The organism is Synechococcus sp. Tobar12-5m-g, assembly GCF_024345415.1.
In the GTDB taxonomy this organism is placed as follows: Bacteria; Cyanobacteriota; Cyanobacteriia; order PCC-6307; family Cyanobiaceae; genus Regnicoccus.
The window spans coordinates 265,143-278,969 of record NZ_JAGQBB010000001.1 but is presented as its reverse complement, the minus strand read 5'-3'; the positions used below and the strand labels follow the sequence as shown (position 1 = coordinate 278,969).

Annotated in this window: 13 protein-coding genes; 9 read left to right on the top strand and 4 right to left on the bottom strand. The window is 68.3% G+C overall.

Annotated elements, in window-relative coordinates; genetic code table 11:
* Positions 1–6: 6 nt before the first annotated feature.
* Positions 7–2,025: a two-component system sensor histidine kinase NblS gene (gene nblS / locus KBY66_RS01315; protein ID WP_255087410.1), complete on the bottom strand. Its 2,019-nt coding sequence runs from the start codon at positions 2,023–2,025 to the stop codon at positions 7–9.
* A 77-nt stretch (positions 2,026–2,102) separates the two neighbouring features.
* The gene (purD, locus tag KBY66_RS01310) at positions 2,103–3,434 is read right to left on the bottom strand and encodes a phosphoribosylamine--glycine ligase (RefSeq protein WP_255087293.1); all 1,332 of its coding nucleotides are present in this window, start codon (positions 3,432–3,434) and stop codon (positions 2,103–2,105) included.
* 58 nt (positions 3,435–3,492) lie between these two features.
* Between purD and KBY66_RS01305 the strand changes: the two genes are divergently transcribed.
* From KBY66_RS01305 to KBY66_RS01265, 9 genes are all read left to right on the top strand, one after another.
* The gene (locus KBY66_RS01305; protein WP_255087292.1) at positions 3,493–4,548 is read left to right on the top strand and encodes a hypothetical protein; all 1,056 of its coding nucleotides are present in this window, start codon (positions 3,493–3,495) and stop codon (positions 4,546–4,548) included.
* A complete protein-coding gene (gene purC / locus KBY66_RS01300) occupies positions 4,545–5,300 on the top strand; it encodes a phosphoribosylaminoimidazolesuccinocarboxamide synthase (protein ID WP_255087291.1) in 756 nt (251 codons plus the stop codon). The genes KBY66_RS01305 and purC overlap by 4 nt, the downstream gene beginning before the upstream one ends.
* A 43-nt stretch (positions 5,301–5,343) precedes the next feature.
* On the top strand, positions 5,344–7,689 hold the full coding sequence (locus tag KBY66_RS01295; protein ID WP_255087290.1) for a BamA/TamA family outer membrane protein: 2,346 nt from the start codon (positions 5,344–5,346) through the stop codon (positions 7,687–7,689).
* A 2-nt stretch (positions 7,690–7,691) separates the two neighbouring features.
* Positions 7,692–8,540: a UDP-3-O-acyl-N-acetylglucosamine deacetylase gene (lpxC, locus tag KBY66_RS01290; protein ID WP_255087288.1), complete on the top strand. Its 849-nt coding sequence runs from the start codon at positions 7,692–7,694 to the stop codon at positions 8,538–8,540.
* A gap of 33 nt (positions 8,541–8,573) precedes the next feature.
* On the top strand, positions 8,574–9,002 hold the full coding sequence (gene fabZ / locus KBY66_RS01285; RefSeq protein WP_399224623.1) for a 3-hydroxyacyl-ACP dehydratase FabZ: 429 nt from the start codon (positions 8,574–8,576) through the stop codon (positions 9,000–9,002).
* 4 nt (positions 9,003–9,006) lie between these two features.
* On the top strand, positions 9,007–9,828 hold the full coding sequence (gene lpxA, locus KBY66_RS01280) for an acyl-ACP--UDP-N-acetylglucosamine O-acyltransferase (RefSeq protein WP_255087286.1): 822 nt from the start codon (positions 9,007–9,009) through the stop codon (positions 9,826–9,828).
* A complete protein-coding gene (lpxB, locus tag KBY66_RS01275; protein WP_255087285.1) occupies positions 9,828–11,009 on the top strand; it encodes a lipid-A-disaccharide synthase in 1,182 nt (393 codons plus the stop codon). Before lpxA ends, lpxB begins: the two co-directional genes overlap by 1 nt.
* A 73-nt stretch (positions 11,010–11,082) precedes the next feature.
* Positions 11,083–11,757: a peptide-methionine (S)-S-oxide reductase MsrA gene (msrA, locus tag KBY66_RS01270; protein WP_255087409.1), complete on the top strand. Its 675-nt coding sequence runs from the start codon at positions 11,083–11,085 to the stop codon at positions 11,755–11,757.
* Between the two features lie 93 nt (positions 11,758–11,850).
* The gene (locus tag KBY66_RS01265) at positions 11,851–12,036 is read left to right on the top strand and encodes a hypothetical protein (RefSeq protein ID WP_255087284.1); all 186 of its coding nucleotides are present in this window, start codon (positions 11,851–11,853) and stop codon (positions 12,034–12,036) included.
* A gap of 9 nt (positions 12,037–12,045) precedes the next feature.
* On the opposite strand, the gene KBY66_RS01260 is transcribed toward KBY66_RS01265, so the two are convergent.
* Complete coding sequence (locus tag KBY66_RS01260) at positions 12,046–12,297, bottom strand: hypothetical protein (RefSeq protein WP_255087283.1); 252 nt, start codon at positions 12,295–12,297, stop codon at positions 12,046–12,048.
* Positions 12,298–12,326: 29 nt separating this feature from the next.
* On the bottom strand, positions 12,327–13,808 hold the full coding sequence (locus KBY66_RS01255; RefSeq protein WP_255087282.1) for a leucyl aminopeptidase: 1,482 nt from the start codon (positions 13,806–13,808) through the stop codon (positions 12,327–12,329).
* Positions 13,809–13,827: the final 19 nt, after the last annotated feature.

The following is a 13,827-nucleotide window of genomic DNA, read 5'->3' as shown; positions in this document are numbered from 1 at the left end:
TGGACGTCAGTCGTGGGTAGCTGCCGCCAGGGCGTGCTGGCGTCGTAACCCCTCAACCTGCAGGTCGTCGAGGTCGGCGTGTTCCAGGGCCAGATCAAACCAGAAGGTGGTGCCGACGCCCGGTTCGCTGACCATCCGGATCCGGCTGCCGTGCTTGTCGAGGATCCCACGCACGATCGAGAGGCCAAGTCCTGTGCCCACTTCGGTATGCACGGCATTCTCGACACGAAAGAACCGCTCGAAAATCCGCTGCTGGTCTTCCCGGGAGACTCCCGATCCGGTGTCGGCGATCTCCAGGCGCAGGCGGGGCATCGGTGAAGACAGCTCGCAGGATGGCTGGTCGGTGTTCGGGACGTTGCCGGGATCGAGGGGGCAGGCATCGGGCCAGGGGTAGGCGCTCAGCTTCAGGCGCCCCCCGGCGGCGGTGAACTTGAGGCCGTTCCCCACCAGGTTGTCGAGCACCTGCAGAATCAGGTCCCAGTTGCCCATCACCCGGGGCAACTGCGCATCCACCTCCAGGTCGAGGGTCACGCCTTTCTCTTCTGCGTTGAGTCGGTAGTTGCGCAGGGTCTGCTCGATCGCCGGGCGTAACTCGATCGGCTCGAGGCTCCAGATCCGGTCGGATTCCAGCCGAGAGAGATCCAGCACATCGTTGACAAGCCGGGTGAGGCGATCGGTTTCGGCGTTGGCGATCGCCAGGAACTCCTGGGTTTCCTCCTCGCTGAGCTGATCGCGCAGGTCGTGGAGGGTTTCCACGTAGCTCTTGATGTTGAACAGTGGCGTGCGCAGCTCATGGGAAACATTGCTGATGAAGCGGCTCTGGGCCGCATTGAGCTCCACTTCGCGGGTCAGGTCCTGCACGGTCATGGCGATGCCCTTGAGGCTTTCGCCACTGACATCCTTGACTGTCTGCAGCACGATCCGCAGGGTGCGGGCCGGCTCCCCGAAGCTGCAGCGCACGTCGGTGCTGTCCCGCTCGCCGCTCAGCAGGGTGTGGAGCGGCTCCTGCAACTCCATGGCCAGAACCTCGGGCAGTTCGCCGCAGAGTTCGGTGCCCTCCAGTTTGCGGCCCTCCCAGCGGAACAGACGGCGGGCGGTGGGGTTGACCAGCACGATGCGGCCCTCCCCGTCGAGCAGGGCGGCCCCATCGGCCATCGTGGCGATCAGGGTCTGCTGCTTCACCTGGGCGGCGGTGAGTTCCTCGATGTTGGCGGCGTCGTAGACCTCCAGCCGCGAAGCCATGTCGTTGAAGCCCTTGAGCAGTTCGCCGAGTTCACCGCCCACCGGCAGGGTGATGCGGGCTTCGAAGTCGCCCCCGGCGATCGAGCGCACGCCCTCCAGCAGTTCTTTGATCGGTCGGGTGATCGTCAGCGCATTGAACACCGCCCCGAGGATCACCAGCACCCAGATCGAGATGAACACAGCCACCGTCACTTCGCGGGTGAGGGCCGCACTGGCCAGTACCGCCTCGTTTGGGTTGATGCCAAGCGCCAGCACCCCCAGATAGCGCCCATCACTCACCATCGGCACGAACACGTCGGTGACCTGGCCATCGGGGCTGAGGTGCTGGCGAATCAGCGGGTTCTGGGGCCGACGCTGCAGATCGGGCGGCAGCTCGAGCCGGCGGCTGAGCAGAAGTTCACTGCCGCCGTTGGTGGCACTGATCGGGATCCCCAGATAGATCACGCCATCGGGATCGGCGAAAAAGATGTAGCGAAGGCTGCGGCTGGAGCGCCAGAAGCGTTCGGCCACCGCCGCCAGTTCCCGGTCCCTGCTTTCCGCCACCAGGGGTGTGACGTTGGCGGAGAGCAGCAGACCAAGGTCGCGGGCGAAGCGGGTGTCACTCATCCGGGCATCGCGCTGGATGCTGTGGAAGGCAAAGAAGGTGATGCCCGTCATCATCAGACTCACCACCAGGGTGGCCACCGCCAGCAGCTTGGTCTGCAGGCTGAATTCAGCCCACCAGCGCAGGAATCCCTGCCACCAGGAGATCGGTTCGACCGCCGCGCTTTCAGCCGCGGCCATGGCCGCGTCGAGGTTTGGAAAGGTGGGGATGGACGGGTTGTCGGCGGTCACGATCGGAACCGTCGGATCAGCGCACCCTAGAGGCGTCGGACCTGGTGGCCGATATCGCGCCGAAAGGTCATCCCATCAAAGTGAACCTGCTCCAGGCCGGCATAGACGGCGCCGAAGGCCGCGTCGAAATCCGCCGCCTGGGCCACCACCGCCAGCACCCTGCCACCGGCCGTGAGGCAAGTGCCGGAGGGCTCCAGCCGGCTGCCGGCATGGAACACCTGCCGATCGGGATCGGCAGGGAGGTTGGCCTCAATCGGATCGCCCTGCCGCGGCTCGTCGGGGTAGCCCGAGGCGGCGGCCACCACGCAGGCGCTGCAGCGGGGCGCCACGGTCAGGGCGGGGGCCTGGGCCAGATTGCCGCTGGCGCAGGCCAGCAGCACCGCCGCCAGCTCCCCGCCCAGCAGGGGCATCAGGGTCTGGCATTCGGGATCCCCGAAGCGGCAGTTGAACTCGATCACCTTGGGGCCATCGGCGGTGAGCATCAGCCCAGCGAAGAGGACGCCGCGGTACTCGATGCCGCGCCCTTGAAGGGCCCGCAGGGTGGGCTCCAGCACCAGCTGGCGCACCTGCTCAAGGCCGGCGGCGTCGAGCAGGGGTGCCGGGGCGTAGGCGCCCATGCCCCCTGTGTTCGGACCGGTGTCCCCCTCGCCGATGCGCTTGTGGTCCTGGGCGGGCGGCAACAGCACCATCGCGGTGCCGTCGGTGAGGGCGAACACCGAAACCTCAGGACCAAAGAGGCGCTCCTCCAGCACCAGGGGGGCGCCGCCGCCAGCGTCGTTGCTGCCGGGGCTGGAGAAGCGGCCCGCAAAGATCTCCTCGATGGCGCTCCGGGTGGCCTCGACCGTGTCGGCGACCGTGACCCCCTTGCCGGCCGCGAGCCCGTCGGCCTTCACCACCAGGGGCAGGCCCTGGCGCTCCAGCACGGCCAGGGCCTCCGCAAGGGTCGTCGGGGCCCAGTGGGAGGCCGTTGGCACCCCGGCCTCCCGCATCAACGTCTTGGCCCAGTGCTTGCTGGCTTCCAGCCGGGCCCCATCGGCCCCGGGACCGAACACCGTCAGGCCAGCCCCCCGCAGCCGGTCGGCCAGGCCCTCGGCCAGGGGTCCCTCCGGGCCCACCACCACCAGCTCCACCTGCCGCTCCTGGCAGGCGCGGACCAACCCGCCCTGATCGCTGCTGGCAATCGCCAGGGGCTCGCAGCCCGGCTGGCTGGAGGTGCCCCCATTCCCAGGCGCCACCCAGACCCTCTCCACCCCGGGGCAGCGCCGCAGCGCCCAGGCCAGGGCGTTTTCCCGGCCACCGGAGCCGACGACCAGGAGCCGGGATGGGGTGGACGGTTGGAGCGGTGCCGAGGACGTCATCGGATCGATCGGAGCGGAGGGGGCGGTTCCCTAGGTTGTGGCCCTTGGATCGCCCGCCGTGCCGTTCCTTCTCTACATCTCAGCGGTCCCATCCCGCCGGGTGGCCGGCTGGATTGGGGCGCTGCTTCTCTCCCCGGCAGGGTTTCTGGGCGTCGACCCGGCTGCGTCGGCCCAGCCCCTGGATTCGCCGGTCGAGCGGCCGTCGCCATCGGCCCCAACGGTGGCATTGCCAATGGAGGAGAAGGCCTTTGCCGCCAGCCTGGCCTCAGATGATCTGTTGCTGCTCGAGCAGGCCTGCCAGGACTCGGCCCGGTTCGATCAGCCCGAGCGCCTACGCCTGCTGACCGAACGCCTTGTCGCGCTGCGGCCGGCCCCCCAGCCGTTCAGCGTGGTGATCACCAACGCCAATGCCCTGATCAGCTGCCGGGCGCCGGAGGCGGCCCTCACCGTGCTCGACCGTTTCGGTCCCGGTGCTGGCATCGAGCGCCAGCAGTGGTTGATTCAGCAGTGGCGCGCGGCGAACGCCGGGCTGAACCACCGCCGCGCCGCCGCCGCTTTGCGACGGCTGGCGGCGGGGAATCCGGCCAGCCTGGAGGCCATGCCCCTGCCGATGCGGCTGCGGGAGGACGGCAGTCTCGACACCCGTCCCGCCCTCGACGTGCTCGCCGGCCACCTGGCGGCCTTGGGCCTCAACGAGGAGGCCGCCGCCCTGCTGCTGGCGGGTCGGCTGCCGGGGCGCCCGGCTGCCGAGCGGCTCCAGCTGGCCGCCCAGTTGCTTGATTCGGTGCCGATTGCCGAGCGCGATCGCCTGCTGGAGCAGGCGCTGGACCAGGCCGCCGCCGCCGCGGCCTGGGGCTTGGCGGCCGAACTGCTGGATCTCCAGCGGAACCTGCAGCAGGCGTCCGGTGGGGATGGGGCGGCCGCGGCGGCGCGGCGGCTGCGGCTCAGCCAGCGCATCGACGACGCCTACGCCGAATGGCGGCTGCGCCAGTCGGACCCCGACCAGGTGGCCCGCACCCTTGAGCTGGAGCGCCAGCTGCGCTCACCTCGGGCCGCCGGAGGCCATGCCGCCAGCCCCCCGGTCAGCCCCTCCCTTCCGCCTGCGACACCATGACGGCTTTTCAGCTCGGTCCCCTGCTCTACGAGGGCAAAGCGAAGCGGGTGTTCCGCACCGACACCGACGACCTGCTGGCGGTGGAATTCAAGGATGACGCCACGGCCTTCAACGCCCTCAAGAAGGCCCAGCTGCCGGGCAAGGGACCCCTCAACTGCCGGATCTCCGCCCTGTTGCTCGAACGGCTCGAGCAGGCTGGCGTTCCCACCCACTACCGGGGGATCGATGGCGATCGCTGGATGCTGGTGCGGCCGGTCGCGGTCATTCCCCTCGAAGTGGTGATCCGCAACGTGGCGGCCGGTTCGCTCTGCCGGGAGCTGCCGATCGCCAAGGGCACGCCCCTGGAGCCGCCTCTGCTGGATCTCTATTACAAAGACGACGCTTTCGGCGATCCTCTGCTCACCGAGGCCCGGCTGGAGCGCCTGGCCCTGGTGACCGCGGAGCAGCGCTGGGAGCTGGAGCGGCTGGCGCGGTGGGTGAACGATGTTCTGCGGGACCTTTTCGTCGGGGTACAACTGCAACTGGTGGATTTCAAGCTCGAATTCGGCTTCACCACCGACGGTCAGCTGGTTCTCGCCGATGAGATCAGCCCCGACACCTGCCGCCTCTGGGATGGCCGCGTTGAGGATGCCAACGACCGGATCCTGGACAAGGATCGCTTCCGTCAGGACCTTGGCGGCGTCATCGAGGCCTATGGGGAGGTCTGCAAACGGGTCCAAGGTGTTTGCCCTGAACCCCACGTGTACGGGTAAGGTCACGCCAAGTTGCGGCTTCGCCGCATTGCCTCGGAGACGCATGGGTGGCACCCGCAACGCCCTGACCCCAGATTCCCTCCCAGCCCGGCTCGGGCGGCGCGGCGGCCCTGGCCTGGTGGTCACCCTGCCGGTGCTCGGAGTGCTTGCCTTGCTCGCCCCCGCCCGGGTTCAGGCCCAGGCCCAGTCCACTCCAGCCCAGCCCCAGGCGGCCCCCCCGGCTTCGATGCCGGCGCCCGCCAACAAGCCAGCCGGCTTTGAGCCGGCCCTACCTGGCCCGGCCGTCACCCCTGGACCCACCCCGCCCGCCACTCCGCCAGAAACCACCCCCCCGGCCAGCACACCGCCAGCCGGCAGCCTGGCGCCCCAGGCGCCCGCCGAGCCCAAGGTGCTGATCAGTGAGGTGGTGGTCAACGGCCTGGAGGGCCATCCGGAGAGGGAGCGGCTCGAGCTGGCCGTCTACGACGCCATGATTGTGCGGCCCGGCAGCAGGGTCTCCCGTTCGGAGCTGCAGACCGATCTCGCCGCGATCTATGCCAGCGGTTGGTTCTCGGATGTGCGCATCCAGCCGGTGGATGGTCCCCTTGGCGTTCAGCTCGTGGTGATCGCCACCGCCAATCCTGTGCTTCAGAAGGTGGAGCTTGACTCCACCAAGGCCAAGCTGCCACCCGCCGTTCTGCAGGACACCTTCGCTGCGGACTACGGCAAGACCCTGAACCTCAACACCCTGCAGGGTCGGCTGGCGGAACTGCAGAAGTGGTACGCCGACCAGGGCTATTCCCTGGCCCGGATCACCGGCCCCAGCCGCGTCAGCCCGGAAGGGGTGGTGGTCCTGGGCGTCCGGGAGGGAACGGTCCAGTCTGTGGAGGTGCAGTTCCTCAACAAGGAGGGCTCCGCCACCAATGAGAAGGGAGTGCCGATTCGCGGCAAGACCAAGCCCTGGGTGGTCAGCCGGGAGATCTCAATCCTGCCGGGCCAGACCTTCAACCGCCGCAACCTCGAGGAGGACATCAAACGCCTCTACGGCACTGGCCTGTTCGCCGATGTGAAGGTGACCCTGCGGCCCGTGCCGGCCGAGCCAGGCACCGTGGTGATCGTGCTGGGGGTGGTGGAGCAATCCACCGGCTCCCTCTCCGGCGGCCTGGGCTACAGCCAGAGCCAGGGTGTGTTCGGCCAGGTGCAGCTCCAGGACAGCAACCTGCGCGGTCGCGCCTGGGATGTCGCCCTCAACTTCACCTACGGCCAGTTCGGTGGTCTGGCCGATCTCTCCTTTACCGATCCCTGGATCAAGGGGGACAAATTCCGCACCGCCTTCCGCGCCCGCGTCTTCATCAGCCGGGATGTGCCGCAGATCTACCAGAGCCAGGACAACGGCAACATCAACACCGCCTCTGATTTCTACAAGGCCCCAGGCACCAGCGTCGCTTACAACATTAATTCCGACGACAACCCCGCAGAGCGCACCTTCAATTCCGTCAGTGAAGCCGAATCCCAATCGCGCGGGAACAGCTGGTTCAACTACGACGGGAATTCGATTGCGTTGCAGCGGGTGGGTGGCAACATCCAGTTCGTGCGGCCCCTCAATGGCGGCAATCCGTTCAAGAAAGCCCTCTGGAGTGTGGTGCTGGGAGCCAGCGCCCAGGAAGTGAGGCCGATCAACTTCGCTGGTGACTCCATGCCCTTTGGCGTGAGCAACAACAATTTCAATGGTTCCGAGGCCCCGATCCAGGACGTGGTCTGCGTGGCCTTCAACTGTGCCTCCGTCAACCAACTGCTGGGCATCCGCTTCGCTGCCACCCGCAACACCCTCAACGACCCCCGCAACCCCACCTCCGGCAACTTCCTCAGCCTGAGCACCGAGCAGTTCGTCTCGGTGGGCCCTGATTCCCCCACCTTCAATCGCCTGCGTGGCAGCTACTCCTATTTCATCCCAGTGAACTGGGTGCGCTTCTACCGGGGGTGCCGGCCGAAGCGCGGTGATGCGGCCGATTGCAAGCAGGCCCTGGCCTTCCAGGTCTCTGCCGGCACCAACATCGGTGATCTGCCCCCCTATGAGGCCTTCTGCATGGGGGGCTCGAACTCGGTGCGTGGCTACGCCGACTGCGATCTCGGAGTCGGCAAGAGCTTTGGCGAAGCCACGATCGAGTACCGCTTCCCGCTCTTCGCCGTCGTCAGCGGGTCCTTTTTCGTCGATGGCGGCACCGACTTCGGCACCCAGTCCAGTGTCCAGGGCAATCCGGGCGGCCTGCTGAGCAAGCCGGGCAGTGGCTTCTCGGTGGGCACCGGTCTGATCGTGACCACTCCAGTGGGCCCCCTGCGGCTGGAAGTCGCCAGCAAGGACTTCAGCGGGGATTGGCGCTTCAATCTGGGCGTTGGCTGGAAGTTCTAGGCATGGACTGGCCCGAGAGCTATGGCCAGGCCTGGACCCTGGCGGCGCCGGTGGAGCGCTCCGGTGTGGGTCTGCACAGCGGCACCGCCTGCCGGGTGCGGCTCGAGCCCAGCGACCAGCCCGGCTTCCGGCTCGGCTGGCTGGATCAACCAGCAACTGAACTCGCCCGGCTTCACCCAGCGATGGTGTGCGAAACCCAGCTGTGCACGGCGCTGAAGCTCGATCAACGGCGCCTCGCCACGGTGGAGCATCTGCTGGCGGCCCTGGCTGGAGTGGGCCTCAGCCAGGTGGCGATTCTGGTGGAGGGCGAGGAGGTGCCGCTGCTCGATGGCTCGGGCCTGCCCTGGGTGGAAGCGATCGCCGAGGCCGGTCTTTGCCCCCTGGGCGAGCGGGAGCCGCTGCAGGAGCTTTCCGCACCGATCACCCTTCAGCAGGGCCACAGCTTCGTGACGGCCCTGCCCAGCGCCCAGCCCTGGATCGGAGCGGCCATCGAGTTTTCCCAGCCGGCGATCGGGCGGCAGCTCTTTTCCCTGGAGCTCACCCCCCGGCGTTTCGTTGAGGAGATCGCCCCGGCCCGCACCTTCGGCTTTCGCGAACAGGTGGAGCAGCTTCAGGCGGCCGGGCTGATCAAAGGTGGGGATCTCAGCAATGCCCTGGTCTGCGATGGGCGGCAATGGTTGAATCCCCCTTTGCGATTCGAGCAGGAACCGGTGCGCCATAAGCTGCTGGACCTGCTGGGCGACCTGGCGTTGGTGGGTTTGCCCCGAGCCCAGGTCTTTGCCTTCCGCGGGTCCCATGGGCTGCACACCGCTCTGGCGGCGGCCCTGGCTGCTCAGTTCCGATCTGCCTGAAGCCCGTTGACCGTTTCTCTCGCCGGCTCCCCTCTGCTGACCAGTGAGCAGATCCTCAATCTGTTGCCCCACCGCTATCCATTTGCTCTTGTGGATCGGGTGATCGAACATGAGCCTGGTAAGCGGGCCGTGGCCATCAAGAACGTCACCATCAACGAACCCCAGTTCCAGGGCCATTTCCCTGGCAGGCCCCTGATGCCAGGCGTGTTGATCGTGGAGGCGATGGCCCAGGTGGGGGGTCTGATCATCGCCCAGATGCCTGAGCTGCCGAAGGGCCTGTTCGTTTTCGCCGGCATCGATGGGGTGCGATTCCGTCGTCCGGTGGTGCCTGGCGATCAGCTTCGGATCAGCTGCGAGCTGATCGCTCTCAAGCACAAGCGTTTCGGCAAGGTGAGGGGCGAGGTGACTGTGGATGGCCAACGGGTCTGCTCCGGGGACCTGATGTTCTCTCTGGTGGACTGAGGCGATGACCAGTGCAGCCGTGGAAACCTCGATCCATCCCACCGCCCTGGTTGATCCCCGCGCCAAGTTGGCCAGCGGGGTGGCGATCGGGCCCTTTTCCGTGATCGGTCCGGAGGTGCAGATCGGCGCCGGCAGCCGCATCGGCCCCCACGTGGTGATCGAGGGTCGGGTGCGGATGGGGGCGCGCAACCGGGTCTTCCCCGGGGCCTGCATCGGCCTGGAACCCCAGGACCTGAAATACAACGGCGCCCCCACCGAGGTGGTGCTCGGCGATGACAACACGATCCGGGAATGCGTCACGATCAACCGGGCCACCGCCGACGGCGAGAAGACCCGGCTGGGCAGCGGCAATCTGCTGATGGCCTATTGCCACGTCGGCCACAACTGCGAGCTGGGCGATGGCATCGTGGTGGCCAACAGTGTGGCGATCGCCGGCCACGTGGTGATCGGTGACCGGGCCGTGATCGGCGGCGTGCTCGGCATCCATCAGTTCGTTCACATCGGCACCTTGGCGATGGTGGGGGGCATGAGCCGCATCGACCGGGATGTGCCCCCCTTCGCGATCGTCGAGGGTCACCCGGGGCGGTTGCGGGGGCTCAACCGCATCGGCCTGCGGCGCAGCGGCCTGGCCGAGCGCGCCGCCGGCGCCGAACTCAAACAACTGCAGGACGTGTGGAACCGGCTTTACCGAGGCGATGAGGTGCTGGTGCAGGCCCTGGCGCGGATCCGCCAGGAGGAGCTCATGCCGGCGGCGGAAGAACTCTGCAGCTTCCTCGAGGCCTCGATCACGCCAGGACGCCGCGGCCCCCTGCCCCCCCACCGCTGATGGTGCGCTTGCTGATCAGCACCGGCGAGGTGTCGGGCGATCTTCAGGGCGGGCTGCTGATCCAGGCCCTCCATGTGGAGGCCCGGCGGCGTGACCTCAACCTCGAGATCGTCGCCCTGGGCGGGGAGCGGATGGAGCGGGCGGGAGCAACGCTGCTGGCGAACACCGCGCCGATGGGAGCCATGGGTCTGTGGGAGGCTCTGCCGCTGGTGCTGCCCACCCTGCGGCTGCAACGGCGGGTGGGGCGGGTGCTGCGCCAGGCGCCGCCGGACGGGGTGGTGTTGATCGACTACATGGGTGCGAATGTCAGCCTCGGTCTGAAGTTGCGGCGTTGGTGGCCGGCGGTGCCGATCACCTACTACATCGCCCCCCAGGAATGGGCCTTCCGCATCGGCGAGGGCGGCAGCACCCGGCTGATCGGCTTCACCGACCGCATCCTCTCGATTTTTCCGGAAGAGGCCCGCTTCTACGGAGAGCGGGGCGCCGATGTGACCTGGGTGGGCCACCCCCTGCTCGACACCCTCGGTGAGCTGCCCAGCCGAGATGCGGCCCGCCGCCAGCTGGGGCTTGCGGAGGGGGAGCCGTTGCTGCTGCTGCTGCCCGCGTCCCGCAGTCAGGAGATGCGCTACCTGGTGCCCACCCTGGCAGCGGCGGCCGCCGAGCTGCAACGCCAGCGGCCTCGCTTGCGGGTGGTGGTTCCAGCCGGTCAGGCCGCTTTCGAGGCGACGCTGGCGGCCCTGCTGCATCAGGCGGGGGTCCGGGCCGACGTTGTGCCCGCCGCTGCCGCCGACCGGTTGCGGCCGGTGCTGTCCGCCGCCGCCGACCTGGCGCTGACCAAGTCGGGCACTGTGAACCTCGAACTGGCCCTGCGGGGGGTCCCCCAGGTGGTGGGGTATCGGGTCAGCCGGCCAACAGCCTGGCTGGCCCGCCATCTGCTTCACTTCCGGGTCGATCACATTTCACCGGTCAACCTGGTGCTGGGGGAGCGCCTTGTGCCCGAATTGCTCCAGGAGGCCTTCACCCCGGGAGCGGTCGTGGCGGCGGCCCTGCCCCTGCTCGATTCCGGCCTGGCCCGCGAGCGGATGGTGGAGGGCTACGGGCGCCTGCGCCAATGCCTCGGGGAGCCGGGCGTCACAGGGCGGGCGGCCATCGAGATCCTTGATCACCTGCCCACCGCCTAGCCATCCGGACCGCTGGCGGCGTCCAGCCCGGCAGGATGATCCGATGGCTTCCACCAGCCTCCCGGAGCCGACCATGGCGAACCAACGGCCCTGTCCCTACGCTTCTTCCCCCTGGCTGGGAATTGGCCGCCGGCTGCTCGTGCTCCTGCTTGTGCTTGTGGTGGGCGCCGCACCCGCCCAGGCGGCGATCGAGGAGGCGGTCTTCGCCGGGGGCTGCTTCTGGTGCCTCGAGCACGACCTGGAGGGGTTGCCCGGCGTGGTGGATGCGGTGAGCGGCTACAGCGGCGGGACGAAGGACAACCCCACCTACCGCCAGGTGACGGCGGGAGGAACCGGCCATCTCGAGAGCGTGCAGGTGCGCTTCGACACCAGCCGGATCAGCTACCCCACCCTGCTGCGGGCCTACTGGCGCAACGTCGATGCCCTCGATGGCGGCGGCCAGTTCTGCGACCGCGGCGCCTCCTACCGCCCGGTGATCTTCACAAAGGGCACCCGCCAGCAGGAGCAGGCCCTCGCCAGTGTCAAAGAGGCTGCGCGGGAGCTGAAGCAGAAGCCAAGTGCCATCCGGGTGCAGATTCGCCCGCTGCAACGGTTCTGGCCCGCCGAGGGGTACCACCAAAACTACGCCGAGCAGAATCAGCTCAAGTACAACTACTACCGCTGGTCCTGCGGGCGCGACCGCCGGCTCAACCAGGTGTGGGGGGGCAAGGCCCGCAGCTCCGCCCCCTGGGCCGGCCCCGGGGCCTGAAGCGGGCCCGGGCCGAGCGGGCCCACGGGGCCCAGACCTGTTCAGAACTTCGATTTGTGCCTACGCTGGAAACCCCAGAAGGGAGGGTGGCAGATGTTTCTACTGACGATTCGCGATGGTTTGGCCACACGGCACATCGGGCCCTATGAGAGCCCCAAACAGGCCGCCGACGACCTTGATCGCCTCAGCGCGAGCCTTGGTGAGCGGGCCCGCTGGCAGATTCATGCGATGGAATCGCCCGAATCGCTGCTCGCTAGCCTGGAGCCGGTTGCCATTTGACCCCACCGCTCAGCGGGCGTTGCGTGGATAGCCCCGCAGCAGGCCGCTCTCCACCATCAGCCCCACGCCGGCGGTCACGCAGATCAGCCCTAGGGTTCCGTACCAGAACCAGGGTCCGGCCGGCGACACCATCTGGTTCAGCAGAGCCACCCGCTGCAGGGTGCGCCGGGTCACGGCCTCACCGACCAGGCACAGGCCGAGCGGCAGCAGCAGCACCCCCAGCTGGGCGCTGACATACCAGCGGATCTTCTGAACGGCCATGGCGTCGCACTCCGGCGTCAGGCGCCAACCTAGGCCTCTCCACCCTGGGTGATCCAACGCACCAGGGTGCGCACCCCGAAGCCGGTGGCCCCAGCCGGATCCACCCCCCGACCCTTTTCGCTCCAGACGGTGCCCGCAATGTCAAGGTGGGCCCAGGCCGTCTTCGGCTCGACGAAGTCCTGCAGGAAGAGGGCTGCGGTGATCGCGCCACCGGGCCTGGGGCCGGTGTTCTTCAGGTCGGCCACCGGGCTTTTGATCCCCTCCTTGTAGGAGGCCTGCAGGGGCATCCGCCAGAACTGCTCACCTCCCTGCCGGCCCGCCTCCAGCAGGGCCGTCGCCAGGCCGTCGCTGGGGGACCACAATCCGGCGATCTCCTCGCCCAGGGCGATCACGCAGGCGCCGGTCAGGGTGGCCAGATCGACCACCGCATCGGGTTCGAGGCGGCAGGCGTACACCAGGGCATCGGCCAGGGTGAGGCGACCTTCGGCGTCGGTGTTGTTGATCTCGATCGTCTTGCCGTTGGAGGCGGTGAGGATGTCGCCGGGGTGGATGGCGTTGCCGCTGATCATGTTTTCGCAGGCGGCCACGATCACATGCACCTCCACCCCCGGGGGTTTCAGCTCGGCGATGGCGCGGGCGGCACCGAGCACCGCCGCGCTGCCGCCCATGTCGTACTTCATCATCTCGATCTGGGAGCCGGCGGTTTTGAGGTTGTAGCCGCCGGAATCGAAGGTGACCCCCTTGCCGATCAGCACCAGACGGCGCCTGGCCCCGGCGGCGGGGCGGTAGGTGAGGTGGATGAACTTGGGCGGCAGGGAGGAGCCCTGGGCGACGCCCAGATAGGCCCCCATGCCGAGGGCCTCGCAGTCGGCGCGCTCCAGCACCTTGAGCTCCAGGCCGAACTGTCGGGCGATGGCGGCGGCCGCTTCGGCCAGGGCCTCAGGAGTCACCACATTGGGGGGTGCTGCCACCAGCTGGCGGGCCAGCTCCACGCCGCTGCAGGTGGCCTCCAACGCATCGAGGCCGGCGACCGCCGCCTCCGTCAGTCCCAGCAGGGTGATGGTCTGAGGCAGCTCCTTCGGCTCGGCTTCGCTTTTGAAGCGCTGATCGGCGTAGAGGGCCAGACGAACTGCCTCGGCGATCGCCCCGGCGGCGAAGGCAGGCTCGAGGCCCTGGTTCGGCAAGGCGATGGCCAGATCGGTGGCCTTGCCGGCGGCGGCGGCCTTGGCAATGCTCGACGCTGCACTGCGCAGGGCTGCGGCGTCAAAGCTGGCGGCGTCGCCCAGCCCCACCAGGATCAGGTCAGCCGGGGAGTGATCCAGCAGGGAGAGGCTGAGGGTTTCGCCCGGTTTCCCCTTGAAGCCGCGTTGCTCCATAAGCCGCGGGAGCCCGGCACCGAACCTGGCCTCCAGCGCCTGCCGCGCTTCCCCCTGGTCGCCCTCGAACAGCCCCACGGCCAGGGTGTCGCCGCCCCAGTCGCTCAGGGTGGCGGGCGTGCAGCGGAATTCCATGGGGCAGGGGGCTGGGGGC